This is a genomic window from Intrasporangium sp., assembly GCF_035280925.1.
Classification (GTDB): Bacteria; Actinomycetota; Actinomycetes; order Actinomycetales; family Dermatophilaceae; genus Intrasporangium.
Genome location: NZ_DATEEY010000006.1, coordinates 1 through 8,335 on the forward strand (window position 1 = coordinate 1; position 8,335 = coordinate 8,335).

At 71.3% G+C, this 8,335-nt stretch carries 9 protein-coding genes; 2 read left to right on the forward strand and 7 right to left on the reverse strand.

Annotated features, from left to right (window positions below):
- Positions 1-226: 226 nt before the first annotated feature.
- On the forward strand, positions 227-1,159 hold the full coding sequence (locus VJN29_RS00405; RefSeq protein ID WP_324141343.1) for a helix-turn-helix domain-containing protein: 933 nt from the start codon (positions 227-229) through the stop codon (positions 1,157-1,159).
- The gene (locus VJN29_RS00410; protein ID WP_324141346.1) at positions 1,156-1,698 is read left to right on the forward strand and encodes a dihydrofolate reductase family protein; all 543 of its coding nucleotides are present in this window, start codon (positions 1,156-1,158) and stop codon (positions 1,696-1,698) included. Before VJN29_RS00405 ends, VJN29_RS00410 begins: the two co-directional genes overlap by 4 nt.
- Here VJN29_RS00410 and VJN29_RS00415 read toward each other — a convergent pair.
- The 7 genes from VJN29_RS00415 to VJN29_RS00445 all read right to left on the reverse strand — a co-directional run.
- Positions 1,662-2,225 carry a gluconokinase gene (locus VJN29_RS00415; protein ID WP_324141348.1) on the reverse strand — a complete coding sequence of 188 codons (564 nt, stop codon included), beginning with the start codon at positions 2,223-2,225 and terminating at the stop codon, positions 1,662-1,664. The two genes, VJN29_RS00410 and VJN29_RS00415, sit on opposite strands and share 37 nt — an antisense overlap.
- Positions 2,226-2,274: 49 nt before the next feature.
- The gene (gene ilvA, locus VJN29_RS00420) at positions 2,275-3,501 is read right to left on the reverse strand and encodes a threonine ammonia-lyase (RefSeq protein WP_324141350.1); all 1,227 of its coding nucleotides are present in this window, start codon (positions 3,499-3,501) and stop codon (positions 2,275-2,277) included.
- 111 nt (positions 3,502-3,612) lie between these two features.
- Positions 3,613-4,839, reverse strand: coding sequence for a 4-alpha-glucanotransferase (locus VJN29_RS00425; protein WP_324141352.1), 1,227 nt, complete (start codon positions 4,837-4,839; stop codon positions 3,613-3,615).
- A 52-nt stretch (positions 4,840-4,891) separates the two neighbouring features.
- Positions 4,892-5,359, reverse strand: a complete 468-nt coding sequence (locus VJN29_RS00430; protein WP_324141354.1) for a GNAT family N-acetyltransferase — start codon at positions 5,357-5,359, stop codon at positions 4,892-4,894.
- A 116-nt stretch (positions 5,360-5,475) separates the two neighbouring features.
- On the reverse strand, positions 5,476-6,675 hold the full coding sequence (gene lhgO / locus VJN29_RS00435) for an L-2-hydroxyglutarate oxidase (protein WP_324141356.1): 1,200 nt from the start codon (positions 6,673-6,675) through the stop codon (positions 5,476-5,478).
- A complete protein-coding gene (locus VJN29_RS00440) occupies positions 6,672-7,502 on the reverse strand; it encodes an alpha/beta hydrolase (RefSeq protein WP_324141358.1) in 831 nt (276 codons plus the stop codon). Before VJN29_RS00440 ends, lhgO begins: the two co-directional genes overlap by 4 nt.
- Positions 7,453-8,335 (reverse strand): glycosyltransferase 87 family protein (locus VJN29_RS00445; RefSeq protein ID WP_324141360.1); only part of this gene is annotated, 883 nt, incomplete at its 5' end. The genes VJN29_RS00440 and VJN29_RS00445, both read right to left, overlap by 50 nt.

Consider the following 8,335-nt stretch of genomic DNA (forward strand, 5'->3'; position numbering starts at 1 on the left):
CCGGGCACCCGCTCTACTACTACGCGCACGAGGGCAAGCACGAGGTCAAGTGCCACGACATCGCCTTGAACGGTGGGACGTGGTTCGCCGTACAGCTGGACGGCATGCGGGCGGCCTGACGCCCCGCCGGCGAGCGCACAGCATCGAGCTCGGCGCCACACGCCCCTTCAGCGTCTGAGCAAGAACGGTCGGGCGCCATCGGCACGGCCAGGTGCACGATGAGTCCATGAGGACGACACGTGGGCGCGACCGGCTGCGCGAGCTGCTGGACGCGGTGCTCGACGAGGACCACGAGCGACTCGACGACATGGCCGGCGGCGCGTTCACCTCGCCCTTCCACTTCTCCCGACTGCTCAGCCGCGACGCCGGCGAGCCACCGGTGGCGATGCGGCGCAGGGTGATGCTGGAGCGCGCCGCCTGGCAGCTGCGCGGAGGCACCTCGGTCACCGAGGCGGCCTTCGCCGCGGGCTACGACTCGGTCGAGGGCTTCAGCCGAGCGTTCGCGCGGGCGTTCGGCCACCCGCCGAGCGAGCCGGCCGGCGGGAGCAGCTGGCTGCCCGCACCCAACGGCATCCACTTCCACCCACCCACCTCGCTGTGGGTCCATACCGGGGAGCGCACCATGACCGGACCCCTGGACCACCTGGTCCACCACGACCTCGATGACACCCGCGACCTCCTGGAGGTGGCCAAGCAGCTCTCGCACGCCGACTACCACCGCGAGCTGCGGCCGGGTCAGCAGGTGGTGTGGTTCGAAGGGGAGGAGGCGTCGGTGGCGCGCGTGCTCGAGCGGCAGATCTTCACCAAGGAGGTCTGGCTCGCGGCGATCCTCGGAGAGGACCACCCCGAATCCGCGGGCGACGACCCGGGCACGCTGCTCGACCGGCAGCGGGCGGTTGCAGGCCGCTGGCTCGAGATGCTGCGCGACATCGAGCGGCGCGATGCCTGGGACGACCGCATCGTCGACGCGCTCTGCGAACCACCGGAGAGCTTCGTCCTCGGGTCGATCGTCGCCCACGTGCTCACCTTCGCCGCCCACCGGCGACACGTGGCCCGCGACATGCTCCGCGAGCTGGGCGCCACCGTCGACCACGGCGACCCGATCGACTGGCTGCGCCGCCGCTATGGCCAGGCGAACGACCAGGAGGTGGCAGGATGACGCGCACCGTCTACTACGCAGCGACCACCCTCGACGGCTTCCTCGCCGACGAGAACGACTCGCTCGACTGGCTGCTCAAGCAGCAGATCGACAAGGACGGGCCGTTCAGCTACGACGATTTCATCGCCGGCATCGGTGCGATCACCATGGGACGCACGACCTACGACTGGGTGCTCGACCACGAGGGCGGGAGGTGGCCCTACCGGCTGCCGTGCCGCGTCTTCAGCCACCGCGAGCTGCGCTCGGTCGACGGCGACGTCACGTTCGTCCGGGGCGACGTCTCGACCGTGCACGAGGACCTCGTCCACGCCGCCGACGGCAAGGACGTGTGGGTCGTCGGCGGCGGCGACCTCGCCGGCCAGTTCGCCGATGCGGGCCTGCTCGACGAGGTGGCCGTGTCCATCGCCCCGGTGGTCCTCGGCGCCGGCCGGCCGCTCCTCCCGCGCCGCCTGGACCTGCGAGTCACCGAGGTGGGGCGCAACGGCGCGTTCGCCTGCGCGCGCTACGACGTCGTCGGGCCGCTCGCGGACTCCTCCTGAACGAGGCCCAGTGCGCGCAGGGCGCGGTCGAGGACCTCTGCCCGCGATCCCTCGTTGGAGATGACGACACCGGCCTCGTCGTCCTCGAGATCCTCGAGGGCGGCCATCTGGCTGGCCAGCAGCGACGCCGGCATGTAGTGCCCCTCGCGGTGCTCCATCCGCTCCTCGATGACCTCTGGGTCGGCGTTGACGTGGCAGAACCGCACCTGCGGTCGCCCTTCCCGAAGCAGGTCCCGGTAGGCACGCTTCAGGGCCGAGCACGCGACGACCGCCGACTCACCGCGGGACACCCTCTCGGAGATCCAGCCGCCGATGAGGCGCAGCCAGGGCCAGCGGTCGTCGTCCGTCAGCGGCTGGCCACTGGCCATCTTCTCGACGTTGGGCCTCGGATGGAACTCGTCGCCCTCGGCGAAGTCCCAGCCCGTCGTCGTCGCGATGCCCTTGGCGACGGTCGACTTGCCGCTTCCCGACACGCCCATGACGACGATGACGTCCGGCGTGTCCGACTGCGCTCTGAGGTCCGCCATGCTCCGCACCATATTCCGTGCCACGCCCCTGAGGACGAAGCAACGAGGGTCACTCGACGAAGCTCAGGCGATATCCCTTGTCGCGCAGGGCAGCGGTGACCGCGTCGGCGTGCTCCTGGCCCTTCGTCTCCAGCGTCACGCCGATCTCGACCTCCTGGACGCTCAGCGCCCGCACCGTGCGGGAGTGGGCCACGTCGACGACGTTGGCATCGAGCGCCGCGCAGTCGGCGAGCAGGCCCGCCAGCGATCCCGGCCGGTCGGGGACCCGGACCCTCAGCTCGAGGTACCGGCCGCCCGCGGCCATGCCGTGGCGGATGATGCGGAGCAGGAGCAGCGGGTCGATGTTGCCCCCGGACAGCACCGCCACGACCGGCCCCTCCACCTCCGGGTCCGGCACGCCGTCGAGCAGCCAGGCGACGGCAGCGGCGCCGGCAGGCTCGACGACGAGCTTGGCCCGCTCGAGCAGGTAGAGCAGGGCCCGGGCGAGCGAGTCCTCCGAAACCGTCTCGATGGAGTCGACGTGCTGCTGGATCAGGCCGAAGGGCACGTCACCGGGCCGACCCACGGCGATGCCGTCCGCCATGGTCGCCATCCTCCCCAGCGGCACCGGGTGGCCGGCAGCCAGCGACGCCGGGTAGGCCGCGGCGTCCGCCGCCTGGATGCCGATGATCCGCACGTCCGGCTTGAGGGCCCGCAGCACCGTGCTGATGCCCGCGAGCAGACCGCCGCCCCCCACGCTCACCACCACGGTCTTGACGTCGGGACACTGCTCGAGGATCTCGAAGCCGCACGTGCCCTGCCCTGCCACGATGTCAGGGTGGTCGAACGGGTGGATGAGCACGGCACCCGTCTCCCGGGCGAAGCGCTCGGCCGCGACGAGGCCCTCGTCGATCGTCGTGCCGAGCAGCTCGACGTCCGCGCCGTAGCCCTGCGTGGCCAGCAGCTTCGGCGTCGCAGCCCCGACGGGCATGTACACCTTCGCCTGGATGCCGAGCATCGAGGCGGCGAGGGCCACGCCTTGCGCGTGGTTGCCGGCCGAGGCCGCCACGACTCCGGCGCGCTTCTCGTCCTCGGACAGGCGGGCCATCCGCGTGTAGGCCCCCCGGATCTTGAACGAGCCGGCGCGCTGGAGGTTCTCGCACTTGAGCTGCACCGTGGTGCCGACTCGCTCGCTGAGTCCGCGGCTGAACTCGAGCGGGGTCGGCCGGACGACGCCATGCAGGAGGTCCTGCGCCGCTCGGACGTCGTCGATCGTCACAGTGGGGAACGAGGTCACGGACGTCACCGTACGCCCAACGCCACCGTGGGCGCCCAACGTGGCCCAGCGGCATACGGCATCATCCGTATGCCGCTGAGCCGCGTCGCGGACGCACGCTGGCACCCGCTCCTACCGCACCCGGCCGGCGGCCTCGGTGAGCGAGCGCAACCGCCCGGCCTGGGCGGGGGTGAGTGCACCCGGGTCCATGCGCCAGCCCCAGCCGCCCTCGATGCCGGGCGTGTTCATGCGGGCGTCGGAGCCGAGGGCGAGGACGTCCTGCGCCTGCATCATGGCCAGCTGGCACGGCATCGCGAGAGCGAGCCCGATGACGGCCCACGACGGCTCTCGGTCGGCATCGATGTCCACCCCGGTCTCCCGGCAGGCTGCGCGCACCATGTCCCGGGCGTCCCACGGGAGCTGCGCCCACCAGCCGACGACGGTGTCGTTGTCGTGGGTGCCGGTGTAGACGACCTGGTCGTCCTGCAGGCGGCTCGGGTGGTGGATGTTGGCCGGGTCGTGCGGGGTGAAGCCGAACTGCAGCACCGCCATGCCGGGGAAGCCGAGCTCACGGCGCAGCTCGATGACGGCGGCGTCGATGTCGCCGAGGTCCTCGGCCAACAGCGGCAGCTTGCCGAGATCCGCCTGGACCGCGTCGAAGAGCGCGCGGCCGGGCCCCTCCTCCCACCTGCCGGTCATCGCGGTCTCGGCGTCGGCCGGGATGGACCAGTACGCGGCGAACCCGCGGAAGTGGTCGAGGCGGACGTAGTCGAACAGCTCGAAGGTCCGGCGCAGTCGCTCGATCCACCAACGGAACCCGTCGGAGGCCATGACGTCCCACCGGTAGAGCGGGTTGCCCCACAGCTGCCCGGTCGCGGCGTACGCGTCGGGCGGGACGCCCGCCACCGCATCGCTGCGGAACAGGTGCGGCCACGCCCGGACGTCGGCGCCGTCCGGAGCGACGTAGATCGGGACGTCGCCCATGATGCGGACCCCGCGGTCGGCGGCGTACGCCCGCAGCTCGGCCCACTCGCGAGCGAACCGGACCTGGTCGGCCAGGTCCCCGCCGAAGGCCGTCCAGGAGTCGACCCAATACTGTTCCCGCTCGGCGAAGCGCGCCAGGTCGTCGGGGCTGACGGGCGCGTCGGGGTGCTCGAGCAGCGCCGGCGAGGCGGCGAAGGCGGACGGCGACTTGTAGGGCGACCCGTGCTCGTCGGGGACGGACACCGGGAGGACCTGCCACACCGACTGCCCGGCCGCGGCGAGCCAGTCGACGAAGGCACGCGCCGACGGGCCCAGCCGGCCGTCGGGCAGCGAGGTGATGTGCAGCTGGACGCCGCTCGCGCGCGAGGAAATCACGCGCACAGACTCTCACGGTGCGCGGGTCAGCCCGTGGAGGCCCGCGACACCGTCACAGCTCGCGCAGGTAGCAGAGCATCCGGTAGTCGGCGCCCGGCTGGATGTTGGTGAATCCGTGCCGCTCGTAGAAGCGTCGGGTGTCCACGTCGACCTCGTCGACGTTGATGTGCACCTCGCACGCTCCCCGCGCCTGCACTGCGTCGACGGACTCGAGCAGCAGCTCCGTCCCGATGCCCTGGTCGCGCAGGTCGGGTCGCACGTAGAGCTCCTCGAGCTGGGCCAGGAGCCCGTCGTAGTACGGCGTGGGACGAAGCGTGAGGTAGGCGAACCCGACTGGGTGCGAGTTGTTCTCGGCAAGGAGGACCAGCACGTCGGGCCGGTCGAGGAGCTGGTGGAACCTGCGGGCGAAGGCGTCGGCCTCCGGACCCCGGGTGTCGAACTCGTCGTTGAACTCGCGCAGCAGGCGTCCGACCACGTCCGCGTCGGAGGCACGTGCCTGCCGGACCTGTGCGTTGGCCATCCCTTGACGATGCCGACGAGAGCGGCTGGCAGGCAACCACCTTTCTGAACCCCGGTTCGAGGTGTTTGTCCGCTCCATAGGGGGTGTGCTGTACCTCGAACCACGGTTCAGGCGGGTCAGCCCTCCCGGTCGATCTCGTCCACGACGTACTCGGCGATCGCGAGGCTCGAGGTGGCGGCTGGTGACGGCGCGTTGCGGATGCTCGTCACGCCGTCGCTGTGGGTGATCCGGAAGTCGTCGACGAGGGTGCCGTCACGTTCGACGCCCTGGGCTCGGACGCCCATCCCGTTGCGGACGACGTCGGCCGGCCCGATGGCAGGGACGTACCGCTGCGCGGTTCGCATGTAGGCGCGGATCGAAAGGGACCCGTAGACCTCCTTGGCGCCGGTGCGCCAGTGGGTCCGGGCCATCCGCCAGAAGCCCGGCCAGGAGAGGGTGTCTCGCACGTCCGCGGCCCGGAAGTCGCGCCGGCGGTAGCCCTCGCGCTTGAGGCTGAGGACGGCGTTGGGTCCGACGTCGAGCTCCCCGTGGACGCGGCGCGTGAAGTGCACGCCGAGGAACGGGTAGCGCGGGTCGGGCACCGGGTAGACCATCCCGTTCACCAGCTGCCGCTTCGCCGGGCTGACGCCGAGGTACTCCCCCCGGAAGGGGACGATGCGAGGCCCGCCCGCGTCGCCGGCCAGCCGCGCGAGCCGGTCTGCCTGGAGCCCGGCGCAGAGGACGAGCAGGTCCACCCGGTGGCGGACCGAGTCGCACTGGACGTCGATGCCGCCGGCACTGCGCTCGAGTCCGGTCACGGTCGTGCCGAGGTGGACCTCACCACCGCTGTCGAGGATCTCCTTGCCCATGGCCTCGGCGACGGCGACGAAGTCGGTGATCGCCGTCCTCGGGGAGTGCAGCGCGGCGAGACCGACGGCATGGGGCTCGACCTCTCGGATCCGCTCCGGGCCGACCCGCTCGAGGCCGGGCACCCCGTTGCGCAGGGCCGTCTGCTCGAGGGCGTCGAAGCGTCCCAGCTCCGAGGGGTCGACCGCGACGACGAGCTTGCCGCACTGGTCGTAGGCGATGCCGTGCTCGGTGCAGTAGTCCTTGAGCAGCTCGCGGCCGCGGGAGCAGAGGCGCGCCTTGAGGCTGCCGGGCTTGTAGTAGATCCCGGCGTGCACGACGCCGGAGTTGTGTCCGGTCTGGTGGGCCGCGAGACGGGTTTCCTTCTCGAAGATGACGATTCGCACGCCTGGGCGCCGACGCGCGAGCTCGCGGCCGACCGCGAGCCCGACGATGCCGCCACCGACGATGCCGATCGAGCCTTCGGTCATGCCGTGGACCGCCCGTGCGCTCCGCGAGCCTCGACGAAGCCGAGCACCTCGCCGCCGACCTTGGCGCTCGTGCACGTGGCGACGTGCCCCTTGCCGGAGAGCCACACGAGACGGCAGCCCTTGATGAGCGCGGCGGTCTCCTCGACGATCTCACCCGTGAAGATCTGGTCCCTGCCTCCGGCGACGAGGACCGTGGGCGCCTCGATACGAGGCAGCACCGGCCGGGTGTCGCACGCCACCTCGGCCTCCATCTCGACGACGACGTCCTCTGGTGGGTAGTGGGGCGACGCGAGCAGGGGCTTGGCCATGAGGGGCCCGCCGAGCCGGCGAAGTCGTTCGAGGCGTGGGGACGGCAGCAGGTACTCGGCGAAGGCGGCGCCGGCACTCGTCCGGTCACGGCGCTCGACCGCCGCTGCGAGTCGCCGGTCCACGTCCTTGGTCCAGTCACTGACCTCGAACCCGGATGCCACCATCCCGAGGTGCTCGACCGAGGAGGGATGGAGGCCGGCGAGGTACTGCGCGACCATGCCCCCGAACGACTCGCCCAGGAGCAGGTCCACCCTGCCGCCCAGGTACTCGCCGATGAACCCGGCGTGGTCCTCGGCGAGGTCTGCGACGCTGTGTCCCCGCGGCATCCCTCGCGGTCGTGTGACCATCCAGACCGCGTAGCCGGCCTCGACGTAGGGCCGGAAGTACCTCTGCCGCATGCTCGCCCACATACCGCTGGGCACCGAGCTCGTCGGCGAACCCTGGAGGAAGAGCAGGGTCCTACGCCCGTCACCCCAGGTGACGTACTCCATCCGGTTCGCGGTCGTTCCGCCTCGCACGCCTCGACGGTACGCGGAATCGAGAGTGCAGTCCGCGCAATCGACTGGAAACCCGAGGAACCACGATGTCGGTGCGGGCCGCCCACACTGCCATGGCAACCGCCGCCAGGAGGTAGGCGTTGCCGACGATGTGGTCGAGAGCCGTCCACCCGTACTCGCGGCCCCCGCCGTGGCCGGGCCAGATGATCGGGCGGGCGACGAAGGCCATGGTCCACGCGACGGCAGCCAACCGGCGGCGTTCCCACAGCACCAGGGCGATGGGCACGGCCCAGACCCAGTGGTGTGACCAGGAGATGGGTGAGGCGAGGAGCATCGCCACGGCCGCGAGGCAGGCACCGAGGAGCGGGTCGCCACGTCGCCACCACCGGACGGCGACGCCGAGGACGGCGACCGCGATGGGCACGGCGAGCGCGAGCCAGAGCAGGATCGACGGCCTGGCGTCGAGCAGGCGAGAGAGAGCGCCGTAGACCGACTGGTTGTGGGCCAGGGCGGGTGGCCCGATGCGGCCGGCGTCGACGAGGCCATGGCCCCAGTAGCTCGCCGACCAACTCGGGTTCACCACGAAGCCGACGGCAACAGTGCCGGCGAAGGTGAGGATGGCGCGCTTCGCGGCCGTGCGACGTCCCACGAGGACGAGGAGGACGATGAACACGAGCGGAGTGAGCTTCACTCCGGCCGCGACCCCGACCAGCACTCCGGACCAGCGGTGCGACGGCCGGAGCAGGTCGACCAGGACGGCCAGCATGATGAGGATGTTGACCTGGCCGAACGCGAGGTTCTGCCAGATCGGCTCAAGGGCGACCGCGCCGAGCGCAAGGAGCGCAACGAGCCAG